The sequence below is a fragment of the Amycolatopsis sp. NBC_00438 genome (assembly GCF_036026695.1).
Lineage (GTDB): Bacteria > Actinomycetota > Actinomycetes > Mycobacteriales > Pseudonocardiaceae > Amycolatopsis.
In genome coordinates, this window is the sequence record NZ_CP107923.1 from 334,677 (window position 1) to 359,585 (window position 24,909).

General features: G+C 71.7%; 29 protein-coding genes. 23 read left to right on the forward strand and 6 right to left on the reverse strand.

The genetic code is table 11. The features are described from left to right. Window positions 1–397 precede the first annotated feature (397 nt). Window positions 398–1,831 carry a DUF4153 domain-containing protein gene (locus OG494_RS01495; RefSeq protein WP_442874456.1) on the forward strand — a complete coding sequence of 478 codons (1,434 nt, stop codon included), beginning with the start codon at window positions 398–400 and terminating at the stop codon, window positions 1,829–1,831. Between the two features lie 93 nt (window positions 1,832–1,924). Here OG494_RS01495 and OG494_RS01500 read toward each other — a convergent pair whose 3' ends face one another. Both OG494_RS01500 and OG494_RS01505 read right to left on the reverse strand, forming a co-directional pair. Next, window positions 1,925–2,287 carry an SSI family serine proteinase inhibitor gene (locus OG494_RS01500; RefSeq protein WP_328451152.1) on the reverse strand — a complete coding sequence of 121 codons (363 nt, stop codon included), beginning with the start codon at window positions 2,285–2,287 and terminating at the stop codon, window positions 1,925–1,927. 28 nt (window positions 2,288–2,315) lie between these two features. Next, complete coding sequence (locus OG494_RS01505) at window positions 2,316–3,953, reverse strand: PucR family transcriptional regulator (protein ID WP_328451154.1); 1,638 nt, start codon at window positions 3,951–3,953, stop codon at window positions 2,316–2,318. A 146-nt stretch (window positions 3,954–4,099) separates the two neighbouring features. Between OG494_RS01505 and OG494_RS01510 the strand changes: the two genes are divergently transcribed. Continuing rightward, on the forward strand, window positions 4,100–5,590 hold the full coding sequence (locus OG494_RS01510; RefSeq protein WP_328451156.1) for a CoA-acylating methylmalonate-semialdehyde dehydrogenase: 1,491 nt from the start codon (window positions 4,100–4,102) through the stop codon (window positions 5,588–5,590). Window positions 5,591–5,665: 75 nt separating this feature from the next. Continuing rightward, on the forward strand, window positions 5,666–6,529 hold the full coding sequence (locus OG494_RS01515; protein ID WP_328451158.1) for an aldo/keto reductase: 864 nt from the start codon (window positions 5,666–5,668) through the stop codon (window positions 6,527–6,529). Window positions 6,530–6,595: 66 nt separating this feature from the next. Here OG494_RS01515 and OG494_RS01520 read toward each other — a convergent pair whose 3' ends face one another. Genes OG494_RS01520 through OG494_RS01535 form a run of 4 tightly spaced genes read right to left on the reverse strand, consistent with a single transcriptional unit; the run spans window position 6,596 to window position 9,040 of the window. Beyond that, window positions 6,596–7,087, reverse strand: coding sequence for a hypothetical protein (locus OG494_RS01520; RefSeq protein ID WP_328451160.1), 492 nt, complete (start codon window positions 7,085–7,087; stop codon window positions 6,596–6,598). Further along, window positions 7,084–8,289 (reverse strand): hypothetical protein, encoded by a 1,206-nt coding sequence (locus OG494_RS01525; RefSeq protein ID WP_328451162.1) that lies wholly within the window; start codon window positions 8,287–8,289, stop codon window positions 7,084–7,086. The genes OG494_RS01520 and OG494_RS01525 overlap by 4 nt, the downstream gene beginning before the upstream one ends. Further along, window positions 8,286–8,606 carry a type VII secretion target gene (locus OG494_RS01530; RefSeq protein ID WP_328451164.1) on the reverse strand — a complete coding sequence of 107 codons (321 nt, stop codon included), beginning with the start codon at window positions 8,604–8,606 and terminating at the stop codon, window positions 8,286–8,288. The genes OG494_RS01525 and OG494_RS01530 overlap by 4 nt, the downstream gene beginning before the upstream one ends. Then, window positions 8,606–9,040 carry a YbaB/EbfC family nucleoid-associated protein gene (locus OG494_RS01535; protein ID WP_328451166.1) on the reverse strand — a complete coding sequence of 145 codons (435 nt, stop codon included), beginning with the start codon at window positions 9,038–9,040 and terminating at the stop codon, window positions 8,606–8,608. The genes OG494_RS01530 and OG494_RS01535 overlap by 1 nt, the downstream gene beginning before the upstream one ends. 211 nt (window positions 9,041–9,251) lie before the next feature. Between OG494_RS01535 and hrcA the strand changes: the two genes are divergently transcribed. The 20 genes from hrcA to OG494_RS01635 all read left to right on the forward strand — a co-directional run bounded on the left by hrcA (window position 9,252) and on the right by OG494_RS01635 (window position 24,788). Beyond that, complete coding sequence (gene hrcA / locus OG494_RS01540; RefSeq protein ID WP_247064483.1) at window positions 9,252–10,274, forward strand: heat-inducible transcriptional repressor HrcA; 1,023 nt, start codon at window positions 9,252–9,254, stop codon at window positions 10,272–10,274. Between the two features lie 31 nt (window positions 10,275–10,305). Next, entirely contained in the window at window positions 10,306–11,475 is a 1,170-nt protein-coding gene (gene dnaJ, locus OG494_RS01545) for a molecular chaperone DnaJ (RefSeq protein WP_328451168.1), read from the forward strand. Window positions 11,476–11,483: 8 nt separating this feature from the next. Then, entirely contained in the window at window positions 11,484–12,236 is a 753-nt protein-coding gene (locus OG494_RS01550; RefSeq protein ID WP_328451170.1) for a 16S rRNA (uracil(1498)-N(3))-methyltransferase, read from the forward strand. Between the two features lie 464 nt (window positions 12,237–12,700). Then, a complete protein-coding gene (locus OG494_RS01555) occupies window positions 12,701–13,060 on the forward strand; it encodes a histidine triad nucleotide-binding protein (RefSeq protein WP_328451172.1) in 360 nt (119 codons plus the stop codon). Between the two features lie 91 nt (window positions 13,061–13,151). Continuing rightward, a complete protein-coding gene (locus tag OG494_RS01560) occupies window positions 13,152–14,234 on the forward strand; it encodes a PhoH family protein (RefSeq protein WP_328451173.1) in 1,083 nt (360 codons plus the stop codon). Next, window positions 14,231–14,809, forward strand: a complete 579-nt coding sequence (gene ybeY / locus OG494_RS01565; protein WP_328451175.1) for an rRNA maturation RNase YbeY — start codon at window positions 14,231–14,233, stop codon at window positions 14,807–14,809. Before OG494_RS01560 ends, ybeY begins: the two co-directional genes overlap by 4 nt. 9 nt (window positions 14,810–14,818) lie before the next feature. Continuing rightward, window positions 14,819–16,165 carry a hemolysin family protein gene (locus OG494_RS01570; protein WP_328451177.1) on the forward strand — a complete coding sequence of 449 codons (1,347 nt, stop codon included), beginning with the start codon at window positions 14,819–14,821 and terminating at the stop codon, window positions 16,163–16,165. Beyond that, complete coding sequence (locus tag OG494_RS01575) at window positions 16,158–16,496, forward strand: cytidine deaminase (protein WP_247055064.1); 339 nt, start codon at window positions 16,158–16,160, stop codon at window positions 16,494–16,496. Before OG494_RS01570 ends, OG494_RS01575 begins: the two co-directional genes overlap by 8 nt. Then, window positions 16,493–17,389, forward strand: a complete 897-nt coding sequence (gene era, locus OG494_RS01580) for a GTPase Era (protein WP_328451181.1) — start codon at window positions 16,493–16,495, stop codon at window positions 17,387–17,389. Before OG494_RS01575 ends, era begins: the two co-directional genes overlap by 4 nt. A gap of 1 nt (window position 17,390) precedes the next feature. Next, window positions 17,391–17,693 (forward strand): CD225/dispanin family protein, encoded by a 303-nt coding sequence (locus OG494_RS01585; RefSeq protein ID WP_328451183.1) that lies wholly within the window; start codon window positions 17,391–17,393, stop codon window positions 17,691–17,693. A gap of 28 nt (window positions 17,694–17,721) precedes the next feature. Beyond that, window positions 17,722–18,045, forward strand: a complete 324-nt coding sequence (locus tag OG494_RS01590; protein WP_328451185.1) for a CD225/dispanin family protein — start codon at window positions 17,722–17,724, stop codon at window positions 18,043–18,045. After that, window positions 18,042–18,491 carry a DUF2752 domain-containing protein gene (locus OG494_RS01595; protein ID WP_328451187.1) on the forward strand — a complete coding sequence of 150 codons (450 nt, stop codon included), beginning with the start codon at window positions 18,042–18,044 and terminating at the stop codon, window positions 18,489–18,491. The genes OG494_RS01590 and OG494_RS01595 overlap by 4 nt, the downstream gene beginning before the upstream one ends. 186 nt (window positions 18,492–18,677) lie before the next feature. Then, on the forward strand, window positions 18,678–19,751 hold the full coding sequence (locus OG494_RS01600; RefSeq protein WP_328451189.1) for an RDD family protein: 1,074 nt from the start codon (window positions 18,678–18,680) through the stop codon (window positions 19,749–19,751). 74 nt (window positions 19,752–19,825) lie between these two features. Then, the gene (locus OG494_RS01605) at window positions 19,826–20,305 is read left to right on the forward strand and encodes a CD225/dispanin family protein (protein ID WP_328451191.1); all 480 of its coding nucleotides are present in this window, start codon (window positions 19,826–19,828) and stop codon (window positions 20,303–20,305) included. A 49-nt stretch (window positions 20,306–20,354) separates the two neighbouring features. Further along, a complete protein-coding gene (recO, locus tag OG494_RS01610) occupies window positions 20,355–21,224 on the forward strand; it encodes a DNA repair protein RecO (RefSeq protein WP_328451193.1) in 870 nt (289 codons plus the stop codon). A 123-nt stretch (window positions 21,225–21,347) separates the two neighbouring features. Then, window positions 21,348–22,229 carry an isoprenyl transferase gene (locus tag OG494_RS01615; RefSeq protein ID WP_328451195.1) on the forward strand — a complete coding sequence of 294 codons (882 nt, stop codon included), beginning with the start codon at window positions 21,348–21,350 and terminating at the stop codon, window positions 22,227–22,229. Beyond that, on the forward strand, window positions 22,226–22,651 hold the full coding sequence (locus OG494_RS01620) for a YbjN domain-containing protein (protein WP_328451197.1): 426 nt from the start codon (window positions 22,226–22,228) through the stop codon (window positions 22,649–22,651). Before OG494_RS01615 ends, OG494_RS01620 begins: the two co-directional genes overlap by 4 nt. 77 nt (window positions 22,652–22,728) lie before the next feature. After that, entirely contained in the window at window positions 22,729–23,772 is a 1,044-nt protein-coding gene (locus tag OG494_RS01625; RefSeq protein WP_328451199.1) for a permease, read from the forward strand. Continuing rightward, window positions 23,769–24,527 carry a TIGR03943 family putative permease subunit gene (locus OG494_RS01630; protein ID WP_328451201.1) on the forward strand — a complete coding sequence of 253 codons (759 nt, stop codon included), beginning with the start codon at window positions 23,769–23,771 and terminating at the stop codon, window positions 24,525–24,527. Before OG494_RS01625 ends, OG494_RS01630 begins: the two co-directional genes overlap by 4 nt. A 39-nt stretch (window positions 24,528–24,566) precedes the next feature. After that, window positions 24,567–24,788 (forward strand): transposase, encoded by a 222-nt coding sequence (locus tag OG494_RS01635; RefSeq protein ID WP_442874372.1) that lies wholly within the window; start codon window positions 24,567–24,569, stop codon window positions 24,786–24,788. Window positions 24,789–24,909 lie beyond the last annotated feature (121 nt).

Genomic DNA, 24,909 nt, shown 5'->3' on the forward strand with positions numbered 1-24,909 from the left:
TAAGCGGACCGCCGCGTCCCGGGTGCCGGGGAACGCGGATCCGGCCGCGGCGGGAGGTGGCGTGGCCGGGCGGGGGACCGGTGCGGCGTGGTCCGGAGAGGACACCGCGGATGTGGGGGCAACGGTGCGGGAGCCCGGGGTGGTGGGGCGTGGTGTGCTCGGGCGGGGGTCCGGTGCGGCGCGGGTCGGGGCCGGCGAGGGTGGCGCGGGGCCCGGGGTGGCGGGGCGCCGTGCGGTCGGGCGGGCCCGTGGCGCGGCGCGGTTCGAAGGGGACGTCGCTACCGGGGAAGGCGGTGGTGGTGCGGGTGGTCGGGGGACCGGCCCGACCCGGGAATCCGGGGTCGCCGCGCCGGGGCTCGCGGGTGGTGGGGTGGCCGTGGCCGCGCCGCCCGTGTTGATGCGGCCGCTGCCGCCGCCCAAGTCCGCCGTCGTCCCGCTTCCGTCAGCCGTGCTGCCCGCCGCCGGGATCGCCGGGGTGGCCGGTGCGCTCCTGCTGCCCGTCGACCGGCCCGGCATCGGGTGGCTGCTCACCGGGGTCGCCGTCGTCGGCGCCGTCGCGGTCGCCGACCGGCGGGCGCGGGAAGGGCACAAGGGCGCTCTCACCTGGGGGAACGCCGGGTGGGCCGCGCTCTCCCTCGGGCTGCTGAGCATGGGGGCCATCCGGGCGTCCGGGTGGCTGTTCGTCCTCTGCGTGCTGGCCGCCGTCTTCACCGGGTCGCTCGCGGTCGTGGGCAACCGGACCGTCCACACCGTGCTCTACGACATGTTCGCCGTCCCGCTCGAAGCCCTGCGGGCGATTCCGTGGGCCGGCCGGGGGATCGGGAAGTTCACCGCGCGGCGGGACGGCGTCGCGCGGCGGATCGCGCTCGCCGTGCTGGCCGCCGCCGCGCTCGTCGCCGTCTTCGTGCCGCTGCTGGCCAGTGCCGATCCCGACTTCGCCGCGCTTGTCGAGGCGATGATCCCCGAGCTGAGTTTCGGGACCGTCGTGCGGTGGTGTCTCGTCTTCGCCGTCGCCGCGCTGCTCGTGGCCGGGGCGTGCTACTTCCTCGCCGCGCCACCGGCCCGGGCGACGGCCGACCGTCCACAGCAGAGCAAATACGGTCTGGAGTGGACGGTCCCGCTCGTGGTTCTCGTGCTGATCTTCAGCGTCTGGGTCGGGGTCCGGCTGGTCGTGCTGTTCGGCGGCACCGCCTACGTCCTGCGCACCAACGGCCTGACCGCGGCCGAGTACGCCCGCGGCGGCTTCTGGCAGCTCTGCGCGGTCACCGTGCTGACCCTGGCCATCGTCGCCGCCGCGCTGCGCTGGGCTCCGGACGCCGCGTCGGCCGATCGCCTCCGCCAGCGTGTCCTGCTGGGGGCGCTCAGCGTGCTCAGCCTGGTGCTCGTCGGGTCCGCGTTGAGTCGCATGTGGACTTACCAGCAGGCCTACGGCTTCACCGTGCTCCGCCTGCTGGTCGAGGTCTGCGAATTCTGGTTCGGCGCGGTCTTCGTGCTGGTGGGGGCGTCGCTGGTCAAGCTGCGCTCGACGTGGCTGCCGCGCGCCGCGATCGGGACGGCCGCCGCCGCGCTGCTGGTCCTCGCGATCCTCGATCCGGAACGTCTCATCGCCGACGCCAACCTCGACCGCGCCGACGCCGGGAAGCCCCTGGACCGCGGGTACCTGTACGGGTTTTCCGCCGACGCCATCCCGGTCGTCGCGGCGCGGCTGCCCGAGCCGGAGCGTTCGTGCGGGCTGCGCCAGATGCTCGGCCACGACACCCCGGACGGCTGGCCCGCCTGGAACCTCAGCCGCGCCACCGCCCGTGACGTTCCCCTCGGCCGCTGCGGCTGAACCGAACGGCCCGCTCGCGCGTGGTCTCTACGTCGAGCGGGAGCCACCGGGCCGTCGTGGGGGCGGCCCGGCGGCTCCCGCGCGCGAAACCCCTCAGAAGCCGAAGACGCCGTCCGAGTCGCGGTCGGCTTCGCAGCGGTTGGCGTAGGTCGTGCGGTACGACGCCGGCTTGCCGCGCCAGGTGCCGACGGCCGTGACGTCCACCGGGGCGTAGATCAGCGTGCAAGCCTGGTGCCGGCCGGTGATCCGGGCGAAGTCGCCGTTCACGCCTTCGAGGACTTCGCACGCCTTCTCGCGCTTCGGGTGCGTGCCGCCGGTCGGGTTACAGGTCAGCACGACCGAGCCGAGCCGGCCGGCGGTGTCGTGGCTGGTCAGCTGCAGGGTCGACGCCGGCGGCTGCGCGGGCGCGAGGCAGCTCAGGCTCAGCAGGCAGGCAGCGAACGGGAGGAGGGCCATATCGGTCTCATCGGCAGGCCGGAGCCGATCACTGTGCTGCACGTCCGGGTGAGTCTTCTTCGCTCGGCCGGGTGAGGTCCAGCGCCAGCAGCGCGACGTAGAGCGAGAGCATCGACTCCGGCTCCTCCAGCCGGACGCCGAGGACCTGCTCGATCCGGGCGAGCTGCTGGTAGTACGCCGTCCGCGAGGTGTGCGCGGCCGCGGCCGCCGCCGACTTGTTGCCGCCCTGCTCGCAGTAGTGCCGCAGCGCCGGCACGAGCCGGCTGCCGGACGCGGCGTCGCGCTGCAGCAGCGGCCCCAGTTCGCGGGTCGCGAACGCCGTCACCCGCTCGTCCCCGGCGAGCAGGTGCAGCAGGCCGCGCAGGCGGACGTCGGACAGCCGGTGCAGCACCCGCTCCTCACCCGCGCCCAGCGCGGCGGCCGCGACCTGCCCGGCTTCCAGCAGCGTCCGGCTCGCCCCGGCGGGCGAGAGCACCGTGGTGCCGACCGCGAGCACCCCCGGCGCGCTCGAACGGGCCTCGTGGACGTCCGTGGCGAGCCGCTGCAGGACCGCGTCTGCGTTCGCCTCCGGGGACAGCGCGATCAGCGCGCGCACCCCGATGTCGTCGGTCGCCACCAGCGCCGACACCTTCGCGCGGCGCGCCGCCAGCGCCGTCGCCTCGGCCAGCTCGCGCAGCACCGGCGGGGTCGACAGCGCGGGCCGCCCGATGCCGGTGAACCGTGGCCGCACCGCGAGCCCGACCAGCTGCCGCCCGGTCAGCGGCACGGCCAGCGCGGACGCCCGGGCCAGCAGTTCCGCCGACGGCGCGGGCGAGGTCAGCAGCTCGGCGAGCACCGCGCGGTGGGCGTGGCGCTCGAGGCCGTCGGAGTCCTTGGCGACCAGGCGGTGCACGGCGAGCGCGGACGCGGCGCGCTCGGCGACGACGCGGTGGCGGTGCGGCGGCTGGTCGGCGCACACGACGATCAGCCGCGCCCAGTCGTGGCCGCGCGCGCCGACGACGGTGACCAGCCAGCCCGCGCCCGGGTGGTAGCCGGTGCGCTCGCCGACCTGGACCACCCGCGATCGCGCGGGCCAGCCGGTGAGCAGCTCGGCCGGGTCGGTGCCGGCCGCGTCGTAGGCCAGCACCTCGTGCGAGAGCGTCTCCAGCACCACCGGCTGCTCGGTGAGCCGCGCGACCTCGCCCAGCACGACGCCGGGTTCGGCGCCCGCGACCGTCAGCGCGGTGAACGTCTCGTGCACGCGTTCGGCGGCGCGCAGCTCGGCGACCTGGGCGTCGACGATCTGGCCGTTGACCGCCTCGGTGACGCTCACGAACCGCGTCTCGCGCGAGAGCGTGACCAGCGGGAACCCGTGCCGGTCGGCGGCGTCGACCAGGGCCGCGGGCAGCTTGTCGCTCCAGTGCCGGACCAGCTCGATCACGACACCCGCGGCGCCGACCCCGGCCAGGTCGGCGACGTAGCGGGCCAGCGACGGGCCGTCGTCGGGCAGCGCGACGCCGGTCGTCAGCACCAGCTCGCCGCCGCGCAGCAGGTGCGCGATGTCGGCGACCTCGGCGACGTGCGCCCAGCGCACGGGCGCGTCCAGCCCGGCCGCGCCCGCGACGACGTGCGGGCGGCCCTGGCGCAGCACCGGCAGGGCGAGCACCTCGGCGACGGTCGGGTACAACGGCGCCTCGCTGGGGGATGACGGTGAAGATCGGCAGGGACAGACTGTACGGCCGGAGCGGCGAGTCCGTACACGTTGCCGATGGCGTCCGCGTGGCGCCCGCCCGGACACTCGCAGGGACGTCCCCGAGCGAAGGAGTGCCCGTCGTGACCGACCGCATCAGCCACTGGATCGACGGCAAGCCGTTCGCCGGGACCCCGGCGCGCTCCGGCGACGTGTTCGACCCCGCCACCGGGCAGGTCCGCGCGCAGGTCGACTTCGCCGGGCCGGCCGAGGTCGACCAGTCCGTCGCGGCCGCGACGGCGGCGCTGCCGGGCTGGCGCGGGACGTCGCTGGCCGGCCGGACGCGGGTGCTGTTCGCCTTCCGCGAGCTGCTCTCGGCGCGCAAGCACGAGCTGGCGAAGATCGTCACGAGCGAGCACGGCAAGGTCGAGTCGGACGCGGCCGGCGAGATCGCCCGCGCGATCGAGAACGTCGAGTACGCCTGCGGCGCCGCGCAGCTGCTCAAGGGCGGCTTCAGCGAGAACGCCTCCACCGGCGTCGACGTCTATTCGATCGCCCAGCCGCTCGGGGTGGTCGGCGTGATCTCGCCGTTCAACTTCCCGGCGATGGTACCGCTGTGGTTCGTGCCGAACGCGCTGGCCTGCGGCAACACCGTCGTGCTCAAGCCCAGTGAGAAGGACCCGTCGGCGGCGGTGTTCCTCGCGGAGCTCTTCGCCGAGGCCGGGCTGCCCGCGGGGGTGCTGAACGTGCTGCACGGCGACAAGGTCGCGGTCGACGGGCTGCTGGAACACCGGGACGTCAAGGCGATCTCGTTCGTCGGGTCGACGCCGATCGCGCGGTACGTCTACGAGACCGGCACCCGTCACGGCAAGCGCGTCCAGGCTCTCGGCGGTGCGAAGAACCACATGATCGTGCTCCCCGACGCCGACCTCGACCTGGCCGCCGACGCCGCGGTGTCCGCCGGGTTCGGCTCGGCGGGGGAGCGCTGCATGGCCGTGTCGGTCGTGGTCGCCGTCGACCCGGTCGGCGACGAACTGGTCGCGAAGATCGCCGAGCGGATCGGGAACCTGAAGGTCGGCGACGGCCGGGACCCGGAGTCCGAGATGGGCCCGCTGGTCACCCGCGCCCACCACGAGCGCGTCGAGTCCTATGTGGACGCCGGGGTCGAAGCGGGCGCGTCGCTGGTCGTCGACGGCCGGGGTGTCGAGGTGCCCGGCGACGGCTTCTGGCTCGGCCCGACGCTGTTCGACCACGTGCGCCCGGAGATGTCGATCTACACCGACGAAATCTTCGGCCCGGTGCTGTCGGTGGCGCGCGCGGCGTCCTACGACGACGCGCTGGACCTGATCAACGCCAACCCGTACGGCAACGGCACGGCCATCTTCACCGGCGACGGCGCGGCCGCGCGGCGGTTCCAGAACGAGGTCGAGGTCGGCATGGTCGGCGTCAACGTGCCGATCCCGGTGCCGGTCGGCTATTACTCCTTCGGCGGCTGGAAGGACTCGCTGTTCGGCGACAGCCACGCGTACGGGCCGGAAGGGTTCCACTTCTTCACGCGCACCAAGGTCGTCACGTCGCGCTGGCCCGACCGGTCGCACGCCGGGGTGAACCTGGGGTTCCCGCGCAATTCGTGAGGTGATCCGGGATTGCCGGGCGTGCTCGGGTGGTTGTACTCACCGGAGCACGCCCGACAACGATGGAGACGCGCAATGAGCGACCAGCCCGCCAAGAACTCCGGCTCGTTCACGATCGGTGGCGACCTGCCGGTGACCCGGCTGGGGTACGGCACGATGCAGCTCACCGGTCCCGGCGTCTGGGGCGACCCGAAGGACCCGGACGAGGCCGTCCGCGTGCTGCGGCGTGCCGTCGAACTGGGCGTCACTCTGATCGACACGGCCGACGTCTACGGCCCGTTCGTCGCCGACCTGCTGCTCAAGAAGGCCTTGCACCCGTACGCCGACGACCTCGTCATCGCGACGAAGGCCGGCTTCACCCGGCAGGGTCCGAACGAGTGGATCCCGGTCGGCCGCCCCGAGTACCTGCGCCAGCAGGTCGAGCTGAGCCTGCGCCACCTCGGCCTGGAGCGGATCGACCTGCTGCAGCTGCACCGCATCGACCCGAAGGTGCCGGTCGCCGAGCAGGTCGGGGAACTGAAGAAGCTGCAGGACGAGGGCAAGATCCGGCACATCGGCCTGTCCGAGGTCGGCGTCGCGGACCTGCAGGAGGCGCAGAAGACCGCGGAGATCGTGTCCGTGCAGAACATGTTCAACCTGGCCAAGCGCGACGCCGAGCCACTGCTGGAGCACGCCACCGAGCACGGCATCGCGTTCATCCCGTGGTTCCCGCTGGCCACCGGCGCCCTCGCCGGCCCGGACAGCCCGCTGGGCACCCTGGCCAAGGAGCACGACGCGTCGCCGTCGCAGCTCGCGCTGGCCTGGCTGCTCAAGCGCTCGCCGGTGGTGCTGCCGATCCCGGGCACGTCCTCGGTCGCGCACGTCGAGGACAACATCGCGGCGGCGGACATCGAGCTGACGGACGCCGAGTTCGACGCCCTGTCCGCGGCGGCCGCCTAGCGCTCGGCTGGGGTCGTGAGTGTTCAGGGCGGTTCTAACCGCCCTGAACACTCACGACCGGCTGTGTCAGGCGGGGAGCACGTTGATCAGCAGCTTGCTGCGCGGCGTGGTGTAGACGGTGTTGGCGCGGTCCGGCTGGATCCGCTCGCGGAGCTTCCGCTCCAGCGGCCGGACCCGGCCGCCCGCCTTCAGGTAGTAGTGCTCGTTGTAGCCCTGGCTGAGCCGGGTGGAGAGCGCGATCGGGTAGTCGCCGGCGGGCCGTCGCGTGCCGAAGTCGTGGGTCCAGCCCGTGGTCGCGACCAGCTGCCCGCTCCGCACGTCCGCCAGCCGGCGCCAGCAGACGAACGCGAACCAGGCGGTGATCGCCAGGATCGGGACGATGGTGCCGAGGCCTTCGGCGGCGGTCTCCGCCACGGCGGCGAGCAGCACCGCCACCACGAGACCGGCGACGACCAGGACGGCCGCCACCCAGAAGTTGAGGTCGAGCAGCTTCCCCCGTTGCGAGGGGTGGAGCCGGCCGTGGCGGTTGGCCAGCTCCACCTCGGCCTGCTCGATCACTCGGCCTCGCTTTCGGGGTGTTCCTTCTCGTAGGCCTCCTGGCCCTCGTGGTAGCGGTCGATCTGTTCGTTCTCCTGACGGCGGCCCTCGGTCACGACCCCGACGGTGTCGGCGGTGCTCCACCCCGGATAGCCGCCGGCCTTCTGCCACTCCGCCGGCTTGAGCGCGCTGCGGCCGTCCTCCGAGTACTTGTCGCCGGCACCTTCGACCTTCTCGCGGCCGGGGACATGCGACTCGGCGGCGTCACTCCAGCCCTTCGCCGTCTCCTCGGCGGACTTCGCTTCCTTGCCGGCCTGCTTCAGCTCGTTCGCCTTGCGCTCGATGCCCGCGGCCGTGTCGACGCTCTTGTCCACCAGCTTGTCGACGCCCTTGCCCACCTTCTTCAGCGCGTTCGCCGCGCCCTCCAGAGCCGCCTTCGACTTGCCGGCGCCCTTCGCGAGGCTCTCCAGCTTCTCGACGATCTTCGTGATGCGCGTGCTGATCTTCTCCGCCAGGACCCCGCCCTCGACGACGGTGTCGGCGATGAACGCCGCGATCGTCCCGCCGAAGGTGCACCACGACGCGGCCAGCGCGGCCAGCGCCTTGACGATCAGCTCGCCGACGAACGACGAGATCATGTCGCGGATTAGCCCGCGCTCGGTGCCGACCAGCGCGGCGCCGACGTTCATCGCCGTCGACGCGCTGTCGGCGTGCGAAGCCGCTCCGCGCAGGACGCCGACGTAGCTCTCCGCCGTCCGCTGGTAGGCCTCCGCGGAGCCGCAGTCGCTGAACGACTGCCCGACCTTCGCCGCCGTCCGCTCGTACTGCTCGGCCGTCTCGGTGAGCTGCTTCGAGATGTTCGACCAGGTCACGGCCTTGGCCGTGACGGCTTCGGGCTTGCCGGCGAGCTTGTCGAGACCGTCCTTGAGGAAGCTGATGTGCTCGATCAGCCAGCCGACCCCCGCGCCGGCCAGCGTGCCGAGCGGGTCCATCGCCGCGCCGAGCAGGTCGAGGGCGTCGGTGCCGACGTCCATGGCGAGGTTGCCCCAGTCGCCGTTGCGCGCGTCGGTCAGCGTCGAGGCGGCGTCGCTGAAGATGCCGGCGCCGCCGGTCTGGGCGTTGACGTTGTCCAGCTCGCCCTTCGAGCCGTCACCCATCCCGCTCCAGAAACCGCCCGGGGACTCGCTCGTCGCGACCAGCGGGTTCTCCTGCGTCTCGGTCATGCCGGCAGCTCCTTGCCGATGCCTTCGATCAGGTTCCTGGTGTGCTGCTCGTGCTCGCTGAACGCCGTGTGCGCGGTCTTCACCCGGTCCGCGACGTCGTGCCCGGCGTCGACGGCGGCCTGGAGGAAGCCGTCGGCCTGGTCGATCCACCCCTGGATCGGGACGGCGAAGACCTGCCCGACGATGCCGAACGCGTCGAAGTCGAGCGCCTGGGCGGTGCCCGCGGCGTCGAGCGCCTGCTGCACCTTGACGGCGACCTCGCGGATCTCGTCCTCGTGGCCGCCGAGGACGTCGAAGTCGACCTTCATGGCGGTCATCACAGCCCCCGGCGCAGGATCGGGCCGCCGAAGTCCTCGTCCTCACCCGGCCGCGGCGGCGGTTTCCGGGCGAATTCGCGAGGTGATTCCTCTTCGGGCAATTCCGGCTCGGGAATCTGTTCCCGGAGGAATTTCATCGCGTCGCTGTCCGCGCCGATCACTGGGGCCATCACGCTCGTCAGCTGCTGGGCCGCCTGCACCTGGGCGCGTTTCGCGGTGGCCACCACGGCCGCCGCGAGGCGGGCGCGCGGCAGCTCGTCGGCACGCGGCCCGAAGGTGAGTTCCTGCAGCGCACCGCTGGTGTTGACGGTCACCGTGACGGCGCCGTCGGCGCTCGTGGCCGTCGCCGAGATGTGCTGGAGGCGGACCTTGGCCTCCGCGGCGCGCCGGGCGATTTCGGGCATTCCGGCCGAAGCGGGTTCAGTGGTGTTCACGGCGACCTCGAAAGTCGGGGGAGGGCATGCGGATCAGAGGCAGCAAACCCCGTTTCGGTTCCGCCGACAACCCGGAAAATCTTTCCGAGAACAACGCATGGGAATTAATTTGTCCGTTCTTTACCCGGGGTGAGACGGGCGGTGTTGAGCGCGACCGGCTCAGGCTTCCGTAAACTCGGCATGAGCAGCGAGCGAAGTGGGTGAGGAACCGGTGGCCAACGCGGACGAACGCCGCTTCGACGTGCTGCGCGCGATCGTCGCCGACTACGTCTCCAACCAGGAGCCGGTCGGCTCGAAGACGATCGTCGAACGGCACAACCTGGGCGTGTCGAGCGCCACCGTGCGCAACGACATGGCCACCCTCGAAGAAGAGGGGTACATCACCCAGCCGCACACCAGCGCCGGGCGGATCCCGACCGACAAGGGCTACCGGCTCTTCGTCGACCGGCTCTCCGAGATCAAGCCGCTGAGCGCGGCCGAGCGCCGCGCGATCACGACGTTCCTCGACAGCGGCACCGACCTCGACGACGTCCTGCGCCGATCGGTCCGGCTGCTCGCGCAGCTGACCCGGCAGGTCGCCGTCGTCCAGTACCCGATGCTGACCAACGCCGCGGTGCGCCACCTCGAAGTGGTGCCGCTCACCCCGGCGCGGCTGATGCTGGTGCTGATCACCGACTCCGGCCGCGTCGACCAGCGGACCGTCGACCTCGGCGACGTCATCACCGAGGACGGCGTCGCGCGGTTGCGCACCGTGCTCAACGCCGCGATGGCCGGCCGGCGGCTCAACGAGGCCGCCGCGCGCGTCGCCGAACTGCCCGACAAGTCGCCCGGCGAGCTGCGCGACGCGCTCATCCGCGTCTGCACGGTCCTGGTCGAATCACTGGCCGAACACCCGGAAGAACGCCTGGTCCTGGGCGGTACGGCGAACCTCACCCGCAACGTCGCGGACTTCCCCGGCTCGCTGCGCCAGGTCCTCGAAGCGCTCGAGGAGCAGGTCGTCGTCCTCAAGCTCCTCGCCGCCACCCGCAACCCCGGTGCGATCACCGTGCGCATCGGTGAGGAAAATGAGGACGAGCAGATGCGCAGCACCTCGGTCGTCTCCATCGGATACGGCCAGGACATGGTGCTCGGCGGCATGGGGGTGGTCGGCCCGACCCGGATGGACTACCCCGGCACGATCGCCGCGGTGCGCGCGGTCGCCAACTACGTGGGTCAGATCCTGTCCGGCCGCTGAGCCGGGCAGAGCAGAAGGAGAAGCAGAGACGGTGGCGAGGGACTACTACGGCATCCTCGGGGTGGCGAAGAACGCGAGCGACCAGGACATCAAGCGCGCGTACCGGAAGCTGGCCCGAGAGCTGCACCCCGACGTCAACCCGTCGGAGGACGCGCAGCACAAGTTCGGCGAGGTGACGACCGCCTACGAGGTGCTGTCCGACCCGCAGAAGCGCAAGGTCGTCGACCTCGGCGGCGACCCGATGGACGGCGGCGGCCGCGGCGGCGCGGGCGGCGGTGACCCGTTCGCGGGCTTCGGCGGCCTCGGCGACATCATGGACGCGTTCTTCGGCGCGGCCGGCGGCGGTGGCGGGCGCGGGCGAGGCCCGCGCAGCCGGGTCCAGCCCGGTTCCGACGCGCTGATCCGGCTCGGCCTGTCCCTCGAGGACTGCGCGACCGGCGTGGACAAGGAGATCGCGGTCGACACCGCGATCGTCTGCGACCTCTGCCGCGGCGCGGGCACCACCGAGGGCACCGGCGTCAAGACCTGCGACACCTGCGGCGGCGCCGGCGAGGTCCAGTCCGTCCAGCGGTCCTTCCTCGGCCAGGTCGTCACGGCCCGCCCCTGCCCGGTCTGCCGCGGCTTCGGCGAGGTCATCTCCGACCCCTGCCGCCAGTGCGGCGGCGACGGCCGCATCCGCGCGCGCCGCAATGTCACCGCGAAGATCCCGCCGGGCGTCGGCGACGGCATGCGCATCCGCCTCTCCGGCCAGGGCGAAGTCGGCCCCGGCGGCGGCCCGGCCGGCGACCTGTACGTCGAGATCGACGAGACCCCCCACGAGGTCTTCGTCCGCCAGGGCCACGACCTGCACTGCAACTTCCGCATCCCGATGACCACGGCCGCGCTCGGCGCCACGGTGCCCATCGCCACCCTGGTCGACGGCGACTACGAGCTCGACGTCGAACCGGGCACCCAGCCCAACGCCGAACTGGTGCTCACCGGCAAGGGCATGCCGCGGCTGCGGTCCTCGGGCCGCGTCGACGGCCGCGGCGACCTCCACGTCCACATCGACGTCGTCGTCCCGACCAAGCTCGACGAAGCCCAGCGCGAGCTGCTCATGGACCTCGCCACGCAGCGCGGCGAAGAAGTCCCGACGCTGGCGTCCAACGGCAACAAGCACGGCGGCCTGTTCTCCAAGCTGCGCGCCAAGAACCACCGCTGAGCCACGCCGTGCCCGACACCACCCTGCCGGTCTTCCTCGCTTCGGCGGTGCCCGCCGGCGGCACCGCGGTCCTCGACGGCGAGGAAGCCCGGCACGCGGCGACCGTCCGCCGCCTGCGCGCGGGGGAGCGGCTGATCCTCTCCGACGGCGCCGGCGGCATGGCCCGCTGCGTCGTCGAGGCCGTCCAGCCGGGCCGCGACGCACAGCTGACCCTCACCGTCGAGGAAAGCTGGACCGAGGAGCCACCCGCCCTGCGCGTCGTGGTGGCGCAGGCGCTCGCCAAAGGCGACCGCGGCGAACTCGCCGTCGAACTCGCCACCGAAGCCGGCGCCGACGCCATCGTCCCCTGGCGCGCCGCCCGCAGCGTCGCCAAATGGGACGACGGCGGCCGCGGCGGCAAAGCACTCGCCCGCTGGCGCGCCACCGCCCGCTCCGCCGCCAAGCAAGCCCGCCGCGCCCACGTCCCCGACGTCACCGAACCCGTCGGCACCCGCGAACTCGCCGGCCTCGCCGATGCAATGACACTGTCGCTCGTCCTCGAGTCCGACGTCCCGGACCGGCTCACCGACCTGACGCTGCCCGACACCGGCGACATCCTCCTCGTCGTCGGCCCCGAGGGCGGCATCACCGACGACGAACTCCACGCCCTCCGCGAAGCCGGCGCCCGGGCCGTCCGCCTCGGCACCACCGTCCTGCGCACCTCCACCGCCGCGGCCGTCGCCCTCGGCGCGCTCGGCGCCCTCACCACCCGCTGGCACTGAAAAGATCACCCCGAAAAAAGGGGCCGGATTTTGCGCCCAGTTATGGCGCGATCACACTCCGACCCGTTACTCTCGTTTACTAACGCGCCACCCAGCGTTTCGGCGCGCCACTGGGAAACACAGACCCCGCCGGGCACCTCCCCCCTCGGTCCGGCGGAGCCGCGGACGCGGTAGATCGACCCCCAGGATCTACCGCGCCGCGGCGTTTTCTCTCGCTTCGCTCGCTCCAACGCCGCTTCTGCGTTCGTTGTGTCTTCTGGGGGTCAAACCCCCAGACCCCCAGCCGGGGCAAGCCCCGGACCCCCGCGGGTTTTGTGTGGCTGTCGTTCAAAAGGCGCGTTCCTTGCTCGGGCCTTCGGCCCTTCGCTCGTGTGGTCGCCTGGCTCGCTCGCTTCACTCGCCTTGCCTCGTGTGGTCGGCTTGCCTTGTGTGGTCGGCTTGTGGGGGTCGCTAGGGTTTGTTGCATGAGTGAGGACGCGACTCTCTTCGAGCGGATCATTGCTGGTGAGGTTCCTGCCGATGTCGTCTATGAGGACGAGACGACCTTTGCGTTCCGGGATATCTCGCCTCAGGCTCGGGTTCACGTGCTTGTGGTGCCCAAGAAGCGGTATCGGAACCTGGGGGAGCTTGCCGCCGCTGATCCGGGGTTGCTGAGCGAGGTTGTTGCCGCTGCCCGGAAGGTCGCTGAGCTCGAGGGCATCGTCACCAGCGGGTACCGGGTCGTCTTCAACACCGATGGGGATGCCGGGCAGACCGTGTTCCACGTTCACGCCCACGTGCTCGGTGGGGAGCCCTTGGGGTTCTTCGGGGCTCATGCGGGCTGATTAGCGGAAACCCGTCTGCGTTCTGTCGGTGGGTGCCAGTAGCATCGGGAGGGTCAGTAGTCCCTCACCGAGAAAGCAGGGCCGAGGCCACGTGGCCGGAACCGCACCGGGTGGAGCCGCCCGACCCGACGTCCCCGGAGACGTCGCCAAGACCGAGGACAACGCCGCCCAGGCGACACAGGCAGCACAGTCCCGGTTCCCGATCCCCGACGCCGCCGCCCTCAGCCTGCTCGGCTCCCGCGACGAGAACCTGCGTGTCGCCGAGGAACTCCTCGCCGCCGACGTGCACGTGCGCGGCAACGAGGTCACCCTGACCGGCACCCCCGCCGACGTCGCGTTCGGCGAACGCGTCTTCGCCGAGCTCCTGCAGCTCGCCACCGGCGGCCAGCAGGTCGGCCCCGACACCGTCCGCCGCACCATCGGCATGCTCTCCACCGGCGACGCCTCGCCGGCCGAGGTCCTCAGCCTCAACATCGTCTCCCGCCGCGGCAAGACCATCCGGCCCAAGACGCTCAACCAGAAGCGCTACGTCGACGCCATCGACAAGCACACCGTCGTCTTCGGCATCGGCCCGGCCGGCACCGGCAAGACCTACCTCGCCATGGCGAAGGCCGTCCAGGCCCTCCAGGCCAAGCAGGTCACCCGCATCGTGCTGACCCGCCCCGCCGTCGAAGCCGGCGAGCGCCTCGGCTACCTGCCCGGCACGCTGAACGAGAAGATCGACCCCTACCTGCGGCCGCTCTACGACGCGCTGCACGACATGGTCGAGCCCGAGTCGATCCCCCGGCTCATGCAGGCGGGCACCATCGAGATCGCGCCGCTGGCCTACATGCGTGGCCGCACCCTGAACGACGCCTTCATCATCCTCGACGAGGCCCAGAACACCACGCCCGAGCAGATGAAGATGTTCCTCACCCGCCTCGGGCAGGGCTCCAAGATCGTCGTCACCGGTGACATCACCCAGGTCGACCTGCCCAACGGGCAGCGCAGCGGCCTCCGCGTCGTCCGCGACATCCTCGCCGGCGTCGAGGGGCTGCACTTTTCCGAACTGACCAGCCAGGACGTCGTCCGGCACAAGCTCGTCGGCGACATCGTCGACGCCTACGAGAAGTGGCAAGCCGTGCAGGACGCCCAGGACCAGCAGAGCAACGGCTGGAAGGGCAACCGGCGTTGAGCATCGAAATCGCCAACGAGTCCGGCGTCGACGTCGACGAGACGTCCATCGTCTCCGCGGCCCGCTACGCCCTCGAGAAGATGGAGGTCAGCCCGCTCGCCGAGCTGTCCATCCTCCTGGTCACCCTCGAAGTCATGGAAGACCTCCACGAACGCTGGATGGACCTGCCCGGGCCCACCGACGTGATGGCCTTCCCGATGGACGAGCTCGACTCCTCCCGCCGCCCCGACGCGCCCGACGCGTCCCCGGCGCTGCTCGGGGACATCGTGCTCTGCCCGGCGTTCGCCAAGGACCAGGCCAAGACCGCGGGCCACCGCCTGATCGACGAGCTGCACCTGCTCACCGTGCACGGCTGCCTCCACCTCCTCGGCTACGACCACGCCGAGCCCGCCGAGGAACGCGAGATGTTCGCGCTCCAGAAGCGCATCCTCGGCGAGTACCAGGACGCCGTCGCCGCGCTGGAGAAGCGGGACGCCCAGCGCAACACCGACGATCGTGTCCTCGGCATCGCCGGACTCGACGCGGACGCCGAGCCGGTCGCCGACGCCGGGCCACCCGCCGGGGAAACGCCCTAGGCGCCAGCCATGGTCCAGCTCCTCTTCGCGATCGCGCTCGTGCTGCTCGCGGGCGTGTTCGCGGCGGCCGACGCCGCCGTCAGCACCGTGTCGCAGGCCCGTGCGGACGGCCTCGCCCGGATGGGCCTGGCCGGCGCCGGCCACCTCGCCGCGGTCGTCGCCGAACGGCGCCGGCACATCAACCTGCTGCTCCTGCTGCGCCTCGGCTGCGAGCTCACGGCCACCGTGCTGGTCACCGTCTTCGTCGGCACCCGCGTGGCGCCGCTCGGCCTCGCCGTGCTGGTCACCGCGGTCGTGATGATCGTCGTGAGCTACGTCCTCATCGGCGTCGGCCCGCGCACCCTCGGCCGGCAGCACCCCTACCGCATCGGCCGCTACGTCGCCGGGCCCGTGCGCGTCCTCGGCTCCGTCCTCGGCCCGCTGTCGCGGCTGCTGATCCTCGTCGGCAACGCCATCACGCCCGGCCGGGGCTTCCGCGAAGGCCCGTTCACCTCCGAGGTCGAGCTGCGCGAGCTCGTCGACCTCGCCCAGGAACGCGGCGTCGTCGAGGACTCCGAGCGCGAGATGATCCACTCGGTGTTCGAGCTCGGCGACACCGTCGCCCGCGAGGTGATGGTGCCGCGCACCGAGATCGTCTGGATCGAACGCACCAAGACCGTCCGCCAGGCCCTCGCGCTGGCCCTGCGCACCGGCTTCACCCGGCTGCCGGTGATCGACGAGTCCGTCGACGACATCGTCGGCGTCGTCAACATCAAGGACCTCATGGCCGGGTACATGGACCCGGACGGCCCGAGCACCGTGGTCGACACGCTGATGAACGAGGCCGGCTTCGTCCCCGACTCCAAGCGGCTCGACGAGCTGCTCAAGGAGATGCAGCGCTCGCACAACCACATGGCCATCGCCGTCGACGAGTACGGCGGCACCGCCGGGCTGCTCACCATCGAGGACGTCCTCGAGGAGATCGTCGGCGAGATCACCGACGAGTCCGACGCCGACGAACGTCCCGAGGTCGAAGAGCTCGACGACGGCGCGGTCCGCGTCTCGTCGCGGATGGGCATCGACGACCTCGGCGAGCTGTTCGGCATCGACCTCGAAGACCACGACGTGGAGACCGTGGGCGGGCTGCTCGCGGAACGACTGGGTAGGGTCCCGCTACCGGGGGCCGAAGCCGAGGTCGCCGGCCTCCGGCTGTTCGCCGAAGGCGGCAAGGATCGGCGCGGCCGCATGCGCATCACCTCGGTGGTCGTGCACCCGGCCGACGCCGACGCGATGACCGACCCGGCCGACCGGACCACCCGGCGCCGCACGCGCCTGCCCCACCCCGACGAACGCGACAGGAGCGTCGAACATGCCTGACCTCGAGGCGGAGGACCAGAAGCTGGTCACCCTCGCCCGGTCCTCGCGCGCCCGGATCCAGGCCTCGGAAGGCGCGGCCGTCCGCGACACCGACGGCCGCACGTACACCGCGGGCACCGTCGACCAGCCGTCCTTCAAGCTCACCGCGCTGCAGGCCGCCGTGGCCGCCGCGCTCTCCAGCGGCGCCGAAGGCATCGAAGCCGCCGCTGTCGTCACCGGGGAGGGCCTGCTCAAGGAGGCGTCCCGGCACGCGATCCGCGACATCGCGAAGTACGCGCCGATCATCCTCGCCGACCCGGCGGGCGACGTCATCGAGGTGCTGAAGCGATGAGCGAACACCGTTCCGGCTTCGCCTGCTTCGTCGGCCGGCCCAACGCCGGCAAGTCGACGCTGACCAACGCGCTCGTGGGCAGCAAGGTCGCCATCACGTCGAGCAAACCGCAGACGACCCGCCACGCGATCCGCGGCATCGTGCACCGCGAGGACGCCCAGCTCGTCCTCATCGACACCCCCGGTCTGCACCGCCCGCGCACCCTGCTCGGCGAGCGGCTCAACGACATCGTGCACACGACGTGGTCCGAAGTGGACGTCGTCGGCCTGTGCGTGCCGGCCAACGAGAAGATCGGGCCCGGCGACAAGTTCATCGCCGCCGAGCTGCAGAAGATCGCCAAGCGGACCCCGGTCATCGGCATCGTCACCAAAACCGACCTGGTCCAGCCGCAGCAGGTCGCCGAGCAGCTGCTCGCGCTGCAGGGCGTGATGGACTTCGCCGAGCTGATCCCGGTGTCCGCGGTGGACGGTTTCCAGGTCGGCGCCCTCGCGGACCTGCTCGTCACGAGGCTCCCCGAAGGCCCGCAGCTCTACCCGGGCGGCGAGCTCACCGACGAACCCGAGCAGACGCTGGTCGCCGAGCTCATCCGCGAGTCGGCGCTGGAAGGCGTCCGCGACGAGCTGCCGCACTCGATCGCCGTCACGGTCGAGGAGATGCTGCCGCGCGAAGGCCGCGACGACCTCATCGACGTGCACGCGTTCCTGTACGTGGAGCGGCCCAGCCAGAAGGGCATCATCCTCGGGCACAAGGGCGAGCGGCTGCGCGAGGTCGGCGCGACCGCCCGCAAGAACATCGAGGCGCTGCTCGGCTCGAAGGTCTACCTCGACCTGCACGTCAAGGTGGCCAAAGAGTGGCAGCGCGACCCCCGCCAGCTGCGCCGGCTCGGGTTCTGACGTGACCGAGCGCCCGCGCCCGCCCGCCGACTACAACCCCGGGCCCCCGCCGTCGAGCAATCTCGCCTGGGGCATCGTCGCCGCGATCCTCTGCCTGCCCTTCGGCATCGTCTCGATCTTCCAGTCGGCCAAGGTGGAGCGGCTCTGGGCCCAGGGCGAGCCGGACGCCGCCCGGGGCGCGGCCGGGGCCGCGCGACGCTGGGCGATCATCGGCGGCGTGGTCGGGGTGGTGTTCTGGGTGGCCCTGGTCGTCGGCGGTGTGCTGCTGCTGGGAACGCTGCTCGACGACGCCGCGTCCCACTGACGACCGTCGGCAGCAGGAGGCGATACCGGTGACCCAGCCGTACCCGCAGCAACCCCCGTACGGCTGGCAGCCGAACTACGGGCCGCCCCCGGAGAACAACCTGGTCTGGGCGATCCTGGCGACGGTGATGTGCTGCCTGCCGTTGGGTATCGTCGCCATCGTGAAGGCGAACCAGGTCAACACCCTGTGGTTCCAGGGGTTCCACGCCGAGGCGCACCGGGCCGCCGACGACGCCCGCAAGTGGGCGATGTGGTCGGCGATCTCGGTCGGCATCCTGATCGCGCTCTACCTGATCTTCGTCGTCGTGATGTTCGCGGTCGTCGGCGTCTCGTTCTGGGGGCTGGCGTCGTGACGACCGTCTACACGGGATTCCCGGCCCTGGGGACCAAGGCCAAACTGCGCGCCCTGAGCGCCCCGATGGCCGTCGTGGGCGGGCTCGGCGCGTGCTGCGTGGCCGTCTGGATCGGCGACCCCACCACCCCCGGCGGCTGGCTCCCGGTCTGCCCGACCAAGGCCCTGCTCGGCATCGACTGCCCCGGCTGCGGCGGCATGCGGATGGCCTACAGCCTGATGCACGGCGATCTTCCCGCGGCCCTGCACTACAACGCCGTCTCGCTCGTGTTCGTGCTGCTCTTCGTCTGGAGCACGGCCGCCTGGACCCTCGGGCGGCTGCGCGGCCGCTGGGTGAACAGCTGGCTGCACTGGCGCTGGACGCCACTCGCCGTCGGCGTCGTGTTCGCCGTCTGGTTCGTCGTCCGCAACCTGCCGTTCGCCCCGTTCACCGGTTTGCGCGTCTGAATCGCGACGGAGCGGAACCGGCGCGCCGTGTAACGCGTCGGACCTCCACGACGTTCACTCGGACAGCGGACGCCTGACACACGCGGGCGAACGCGAACCGAGTACGCTCCCGCGGACCGTGCCGTACATTCGGGCCGGTTCCGCATGAGGAGTGCGGGTGGAGTGACCAGCGAGGGGGAGACCCACATGACCGATCCCTACGGTCAGCAGCCGTTCGGGCAACAGCCCGGCGGCCAGCAGCCGTTCGGACAGCCGCAGCCGGGACAGGCGCCGCCGCCGTACGGGCAGCAGGCGCCGTACGGTCAGCAGGCCCCGTTCGGGCAGCCCGCGCCGTTCGGCCAGCAGGGCACGCCGTTCGGGCCGCCCCAGAACTACGCGCCCTGGGGGCTTCGCGCCGGCGCTCTGCTGATCGACATCGCCCCGATCATCGTCATCGACCTGCTCGGGTTCTTCGTGACGATCGCCGGCAGCTACACCCTCGGCACCATCCTGTACCTGATCGGCGGGCTCGCCGGCATCGGCTGGTCGATCTACAACCGGTGGATCACGCAGGGCAGCACCGGCCAGTCGCTCGGCAAGCGGATCACGAAGATCAAGCTCGTCGGCGAGTCCACCGGCCAGCCGATCGGCGCCGGCATGGCGTTCCTGCGCGACCTCGCCCACTTCGTGGACGGCGTCATCTGCTACGTCGGTTATCTGTGGCCGCTGTGGGACGACAAGTCCCAGACCCTCTCCGACAAGATCATCGGCACCGTCGTCATCAACGCCGACGACGCCGCGCCGCACGGTCAGCCCGGCATGGGCCAGCCCGGCGCGCAGCCCTTCGGCGGCGGTTACCCGCCGGCGGGGCAGCAGTTCGGCCAGCCTCAGCAGGGCGGTTTCCCGCAGCAGCCGCAGTCCGGCGGGTTCGACCAGCCGCAGTCCGGTGGTTTCCCGCAGCAGCCCGCGCCGGGCGGCTTCGGTCAGCAGCCCCAGTCCGGTGGTTTCCCGCAGCAGCCCCAGTCCGGCGGCTTCGGCCAGCCGCAGGGCCAGCCGCTGGCGCCGCCCCCGGGGCAGGGCGCCTTCGACGAAGGCGCCGAGCGGACCCAGATGCTCCGTCCGGGCTCCGACAGCGGCGCGTCGCCGTTCGACGAAGGTGCCGAGCGCACCCAGATGCTGCGTCCCGAGGCCCAAGGCGAGGCCGAGGCGACCCAGAAGATCCAGCCGGGCCAGTTCGGGCAGCAGCCGCCGCAGCAGCCCGGCCAGCCGCCGCAGCAGTAGCCGCGGCACCTGACTTTCCGCACCACCGCCGGGATGTGCCGGTGGAAGTTCACGAGTAATTGGGGTAGACGTTCATGACCAATCCCTACGGCCAGCAGCAGCCGCCTTACGGTCAGCAGCCGCCGTCCGGCGGTTTCCCGCAGCAGCAGCCGGGTTACGGCCCGCCGTCCGGGGGCATGCCCGCGCCGTACGGCCAGCCCGCGCCCTACGGCCAGCCGCCCACCGGCGGTTTCGGCGCCCCGGGTTACGGCATGCCCGGCGGTGGTGGCGACATCAACGCCATCAAGGACTACAAGGGCTGGGCCATCGCGTCGCTCTTCCTCGGCGGCCTCATCCTCGGCATCTTCGCGATCATGAAGTCGAACGAGGTCGGCACGTACAAGATGCAGGGCAACTACATGATGGCGGAGCAGGCGTCGCGCACCACCAAGACGCTCTGCCTGATCTCCACCATCCTGGGCAGCATCGGCTGCGTCCTGGCCATCGTGCTGATCATCATCTCGATCGCCACCGCCGCGACCGTCAGCACCTACTGCTACGGCTCGTACTGCTGAAACCGGGTCGGTCCACCCCGGCGTCGTCCGATAGTGGGACGATGTCGGGGTGGTGAACCTCTACCGCGACACCGGGGTGGTGTTGCGCACGCACAAGCTGGGTGAGGCCGACCGGATCGTCACCCTGCTGACCCGGCGGCACGGCAAGGTCCGCGCCGTCGCGAAGGGTGTGCGGCGGACGTCCTCCCGCTTCGGGGCGCGGCTGGAGCCGTTCGGCCACGTGGACGTCCAGTTCTACACCGGCCGCACGCTCGACGTGATCACCCAGGTCGAGACCGTGGACGCGTTCGCAATCCCGCTGGTCGCCGACTACCAGCGCTACACCGCGGCCAGCGCGATCGCCGAAACCGCGGACCGGCTCTCGGCCGAAGAGGGCGAGCCGGTGCTCAAGCTCTACCTCCTCGTCTGCGGCGCGCTGCGCTCGCTCGCCGCCGGAGAGCGGGACGCCTCCCTCGTGCTCGACGCGTTCTTCCTCCGCGCGATGTCCTACGCCGGCTGGGCGCCCGCGCTCACCGAGTGCGCCCGCTGCGGCCTGCCCGGCCCGCACGTCGCCTTCAGCGTCGCCGCCGGCGGCTCGATGTGCCAGGACTGCCGCGTCCCCGGCTCCGTGCACCCCGCGCCCGAGGTCCTGGACCTGCTCACCGCCCTGCTCCACGGCGAATGGCCGATGGCCGAGTCGACCCTGCCCGGCACCCGCCGCGACGCGAGCGGCCTGGTCGCGGCACACCTGCAGTGGCATCTGGAGCGTCAGCTCCGCTCCCTTCCGCTGGTCGAGCGACGCGCACGGGAGACCACGGTGACATCCGGGGCTTCGCCCCGGGCCGGGGGCTCTGCCACCCGGATCCCTGAAGGGCAGGCGGTGACATCCGGGGCTTCGCCCCGGGCCGGGGGCTTCGCCACCCGGACCCCCGAAGGATAGGCGGTGACATCCGGGGCTTCGCCCCAGGCCGGGGGCTCCGCCACCCGGACCCCCGAAGAACATGCAGTGCGCGGGCAGTAGGGTCGGGCCTGATCGATTTTCACCCATCCAGGGAGGCCCGCCGTGTTGCGCAGGGGACGCGAGAACAAGGCGTCGCGATCCGAGCTGCGGGCCCCGGATCCACACCCGTCCGGCGCGGTGCCCCCGGAAATCCCGCGTGAGCTGGTCCCGAAGCACGTCGCGCTGGTCATGGACGGCAACGGCCGCTGGGCCAACCAGCGCGGCCTGCCGCGGATCGAAGGCCACAAGCGCGGGGAGGCGGTGATGATCGACGTCGCCGCCGGCGCGGTCGAGATCGGCGTCAAGTGGCTCTCGGTGTACGCGTTCTCGACGGAGAACTGGAAGCGCAGCCCCGAAGAGGTGCGGTTCCTGATGGGCTTCAACCGCGACACGATCCGCCGCCAGGTCGACTACCTCGGCTCGATCGGCGTCCGCATCCGCTGGGCCGGACGCCGGCCGAAGCTGTGGGCGTCGGTGATCAACGAGCTGCAGGCGGCCGAGGAGAAGACCAAGCACAACACGGCGCTGAACATGACGATGTGCGTCAACTACGGCGGCCGCGCCGAGCTGGGCGACGCCATGCAGCGGATCGCGCGGGACGTCGCCGACGGCAAGCTGAACCCGGACAAGGTCACCGAGAAGACCATCGGCAAGTACCTGTACCAGCCGGACATGCCGGACGTGGACCTGTTCCTGCGGCCTTCGGGCGAGCAGCGGACGTCGAACTTCCTGCTGTGGCAGTCGGCCTACGCCGAGATGGTCTACCAGGACACGCTGTTCCCGGACTTCGACCGGACCCACCTGTGGCGGGCCTGCCTCGAGTTCGCCAAGCGGGACCGCCGGTTCGGTGCGGCCGTGGACCAGGCTGCTGTCGAGCAGGCCGCGGTGGACCAGGCTGCGGTGGACCAGGCTGCGGTGGACCAGGCGTCGGGGGCCACGTCGTGAGCTCGACCGAAGCGGCCGAGACCGCGGAACTGCTGACCAGCGCCAAGGACGCCCTCGAGCGTTACCTCGAGGTCCACGTCGACGACGACGGCGCGCTGACGTTCGCCCACGGCGACGTCCCGTGCGTCATCCAGGCGACCCGCCTCGGCGAGGGCCTCACCGTGCTGACCCTGACCTGCGTGGTCGGCTGGGACCTGGCGGACGCGCCGGAGCTGTCGATCGCCGTCGCCGAGCGGGCCGGCCAGGGACTGTTCGGCACCCTCGGCGTCGGGCACTCCGACAACGGTGTCGACGTCACGCTGCGGTACGCCTTCCCGGCCGCGGGCCTCGACGCCGCAGCGCTGGGGACGCTGCTGATGCTCGTGGTGTCGACGGCGTCGCAGCTGCGGACCGACCTGCCGGGGATCCTGCCGGCGGAATAGCGATTTTCGCCGCGAACGGTGGTTTCCGGTCCGAAACGGACGGTATCCGGCCGTTCGCGGCCTGTGCGGATCATCTGATGTCCCGGCGTCCTGGCATCATCGCCGTCGTGGACACCCTTTCCGAAACTTCCACCGAGCCCGGCCGGCGCACCCGCCGGTTCCGGGTCAGCTCGGTCGAAGTGCTGTGCGCGGTCCTGCTGGTCGCGATCCTCGGCCAGGGCTGGCTGCAGCGGCTGTTCGACGTGCCCGCGCTGCGCACCGGCTCGACCGTGTTCGTCGCGGTGTGCGTGCAGGCGCTGCCGTTCCTCGTGCTGGGCGTGCTGATCAGCGGCGCGATCGCCGCGTTCGTCCCCGCCCGCGTGCTGGAGAAGGTGCTGCCGCGGCGGGCCGGGGCGGCGGTCGGCGTCGCCGGGCTCGCCGGGGTCGCGCTGCCGGGCTGCGAGTGCGCGTCCGTGCCGGTGGCGCGGAGGTTGATGGGCCAAGGCGTGGCCCCGGCCGCGGCGCTGACCTTCCTGCTGGCCGCGCCGGCGGTGAACCCGGTGGTGCTGGTGGCCACCGCGGTCGCGTTCCCCGGCAAGCCGGAGATGGTGCTGGCCCGGTTCGCCGGCTCACTGGCCACGGCGATGGTGATGGGCTGGCTGTGGGCCCGCTGGGGCAAACTCGAGTGGATCACCGAGCGCGCGTTGCGCCGCCTCCCGGACGTCGCGGGCGGGCAACGGTGGCGCGTGTTCGCCGAGACCGCGCGCACGGACCTGGTCGAGGCCGGCGGGTTCCTGGTGCTGGGCGCGCTGATCTCGTCGGCGCTGAACGTGCTGGTCCCGGCGAAGTGGTTCGGCGTGCTGGGGGACCAGCTGGTGCTGGGCATCGTGGTGATGGCGGTGCTCGCGGTGGTCCTGGCGCTGTGCAGCGAGGCGGACGCGTTCGTGGCGGCCTCCCTGACGGCGTTGCCGATGCTGCCGAAGCTGGTGTTCCTGGTCGTCGGCCCGGCGGTCGACGTCAAGCTGTTCGCGTTGCAGGCGGGCACGTTCGGCAGGTCGTTCGCGGTGCGCTTCGCCCCGGTGACGTTCGTGGTGGCCGCGGCCTGCGCGGTGGTGGCCGGACTGGTGGTGGGGCTGGCGTGAAACGGGAGACCCAGAACATCCTGCTGATCCTGCTCGGCGGCGCGCTCGTCAAGATCGCCGTCAACGGCGACTACCTGCGCTACGTCAAGCCCGCGCAGCAGCCGTGGATCATCGCCGGTGGGGCCGTCATGGTGCTGCTCGGCGTGGTCGCCGTCGTGCGGGATCTGCTGGCCGCGCGGGCGAAAGCGCCCGAAACGGCCGGTCACGACGACGGCCATGACCACGACCACGACCACGAGGACGGGCACGCGCACTCGGCCCGGCCCGCCTGGCTGCTGCTGGTCCCCGTGCTGGCCGTCTTCCTGGTCGCGCCACCCGCACTGGGCGCCGACTCGGTGATCCGGACCGAAGCGCGGGCCCCGGCGAGCGCGGCCGCGGCCAACGCGGCGGCCTTCCCGCCGTTGCCGGCGGGGAACGTCGTTCCCTTGCCGGTCAACGAGTTCGTCAGCCGCGCGGGGTGGGACAAGGCGGGCACCCTCGACGGCCGCACCGTTTCGCTGACCGGGTTCGTGGTGCACGCCGAGGGCCGGGTCCTGCTGGCCCGCTTGGTGATCAGCTGCTGCGCGGCGGACGCCTTCCCGGTGACGGTCCACCTCACCGGCACCGACGCGGCCCGGTACGCCAGCGACGCGTGGATCCAGGTGACGGGCCAGGTCGTCCCGGGCACCGCGACCCAGGCCAACAGTTACACACCGGACTTCACCGCGGCCTCGGTCGCGACCGTCCCGACCCCGAAGGATCCCTATGAGTACTAGGGCGTGTCCTATACGTGGTTGACCTGGTGATCGGGTGCGGTGGTTGGCCGAGGAGAACCGACAGACCTGGCGTGGGCAGTGATCGAACCGCCGCTGCCCCGCAGCGGTGGGTGGCGGTGGCGTGATCACCGTCAGGTGATCAACGCGATCCTCTGGAAACTCCGCACCGGCGCTCCCCGGCGTGACCTGCCGAACGTGTCGGCCCTGGAAAACTGCGCACGAACGACTGCGGTTGTGGACCGCCTCAAAACAGTTCCGTGACCGGGCCACCCGCTATGCCAGACGGGCTGCCTACTACCAGGCCGAACTCACCATCGCCGCGATCGTCCTCGGGCTCCGATGGCTTACAGGACACCGCCTGGGCACTGCCGGAGCAAGCCTC

Coding starts and splice junctions, on each gene's coding strand:
- OG494_RS01495 (WP_442874456.1), top strand. CDS start 398: ATGCGGCCGCTGCCGCCGCCCAAGTCCGCCGTCGTCCCGCTTCCGTCA.
- OG494_RS01500 (WP_328451152.1), bottom strand. CDS start 2,287: ATGGCCCTCCTCCCGTTCGCTGCCTGCCTGCTGAGCCTGAGCTGCCTC.
- OG494_RS01515 (WP_328451158.1), top strand. CDS start 5,666: ATGAGCGACCAGCCCGCCAAGAACTCCGGCTCGTTCACGATCGGTGGC.
- OG494_RS01525 (WP_328451162.1), bottom strand. CDS start 8,289: ATGACCGAGACGCAGGAGAACCCGCTGGTCGCGACGAGCGAGTCCCCG.
- OG494_RS01530 (WP_328451164.1), bottom strand. CDS start 8,606: ATGACCGCCATGAAGGTCGACTTCGACGTCCTCGGCGGCCACGAGGAC.
- OG494_RS01555 (WP_328451172.1), top strand. CDS start 12,701: ATGAGTGAGGACGCGACTCTCTTCGAGCGGATCATTGCTGGTGAGGTT.
- OG494_RS01570 (WP_328451177.1), top strand. CDS start 14,819: ATGGTCCAGCTCCTCTTCGCGATCGCGCTCGTGCTGCTCGCGGGCGTG.
- OG494_RS01575 (WP_247055064.1), top strand. CDS start 16,158: ATGCCTGACCTCGAGGCGGAGGACCAGAAGCTGGTCACCCTCGCCCGG.
- era (WP_328451181.1), top strand. CDS start 16,493: ATGAGCGAACACCGTTCCGGCTTCGCCTGCTTCGTCGGCCGGCCCAAC.
- OG494_RS01600 (WP_328451189.1), top strand. CDS start 18,678: ATGACCGATCCCTACGGTCAGCAGCCGTTCGGGCAACAGCCCGGCGGC.
- OG494_RS01605 (WP_328451191.1), top strand. CDS start 19,826: ATGACCAATCCCTACGGCCAGCAGCAGCCGCCTTACGGTCAGCAGCCG.
- OG494_RS01625 (WP_328451199.1), top strand. CDS start 22,729: ATGTCCCGGCGTCCTGGCATCATCGCCGTCGTGGACACCCTTTCCGAA.